The 1,255-nt window shown below is 59.9% G+C and carries 1 protein-coding gene; it reads right to left on the bottom strand.

The features are described 5' to 3' along the window. Nucleotides 1-86 precede the first annotated feature (86 nt). Nucleotides 87-1,199, bottom strand: coding sequence for an IS630 family transposase (locus tag CQ13_RS15925; RefSeq protein ID WP_245309195.1), 1,113 nt, complete (start codon nucleotides 1,197-1,199; stop codon nucleotides 87-89). Nucleotides 1,200-1,255 lie beyond the last annotated feature (56 nt).

The raw sequence follows: 1,255 nt of genomic DNA, 5'->3' as shown, positions 1-1,255 counted from the left end.
CGGGAAGAAATGTTGATCGCGAAAAACTTCTTGACACACCAAGCCCTCATATAAGCTAGGTCAGCGTTTTCTTGGTTCGAATCATATCAGGCGACGTCGGCGAGTTTGTAGGACCATGTGTGGACGACCGGATGGCGATTGACGTCGTCGATACCAGCCATGATGCGCTCCTTGAGTTCGTGTTTTGAGGCCACCCGGATATGGCGCAGGACTGAACGGGCGAACTTGGAGAAGAATCCCTCGATGAGATTGAGCCATGAGCCGTGCTTGGGCGTGAAGGTGAGCTCGAAGCGCCCGCTTGGTCGAGTGGCGAGCCAGGCTCTGGTTTCTCGCGAGATGTGCGCGGAATGATTGTCGAGGATCAATTTGATCGCAGTGTTCGGCGGATAGGCGGCATCGATAAGCCTGAGGAGTTCGACGAACTCTCGACTGCGGTGGCGATCTTTGACAAGGGCGTGGACCTTGCCGGTGAGCAGATCAATCCCAGCCAACAGGCTGAGCGTGCCATGGCGTTTGTATTCATGATCGCGCGCAAAGGTGGCGTGGACGCCAGGCTTGGGCGGCAAATCCGGCGCCGTCGTTGCGATGGCCTGGATTCCCGGCTTCTCATCGCAGGAGACGATCGTCACCGGCTTTCCCCGCCGCTTTCCCTTGGCAGAGGCTTTCTTCAGGACTTCGACTTCGCGGTAGACGCACAGGACCTCCGCCATCTTCTGTTCGAACTCGGCGTCGCGATTTTCAAGATAATAGCGCACTTTGTGCGGCTTGATTTCCTCTCGGCCGAGGATCTTGCACACCGTTCCCTGGACCAAATTGGCCAAGCACGCATGCCCCGCCGCCGGCCCGTGTTCGCGCGCATGGCGCGCCAAGAGCCGCGTCGTCCACAACTCATGTGGATAGCCGTGGTCCTTGGCCTTGTCGCAGGCCAGCGACACCAACCAGGCTTTGGCCTCCGGCGTGATCGTCGGCTCCTTGCCCGGTCGCGGACGATCATCAAGGGCCGCCAGCGGGCCATCGGCCAGCGCCCGCTCGACACAGCGCTGCACCGTCTGATGATGGACCCCAAGTCTCTGGCCCACCGCGCAGAACGAAGGATTTTCCCGATACGCCAGCAGCATCTGCGCCCGCGACACCCGGCTCGCCAGTTCGATCCTCGACCGCGAAAGTGTCGTCAAGGTCGCTATCTCTTCATCACTCATGGCCAATTCGACCGCTCGCCGCCATCCTGCCATGATACAGCTCCTCGTTTCGCCGA

This window comes from Bradyrhizobium retamae (assembly GCF_001440415.1).
In the GTDB taxonomy this organism is placed as follows: Bacteria; Pseudomonadota; Alphaproteobacteria; order Rhizobiales; family Xanthobacteraceae; genus Bradyrhizobium; species Bradyrhizobium retamae.
The sequence above is the reverse complement of the archived record's forward strand: the minus strand, read 5'-3'. Positions and strand labels throughout refer to the sequence as shown.

Excerpts from the sequence above, each read along its gene's own strand:
- CQ13_RS15925 (WP_245309195.1), bottom strand. The coding sequence starts at position 1,199 with ATGAGTGATGAAGAGATAGCGACCTTGACGACACTTTCGCGGTCGAGG.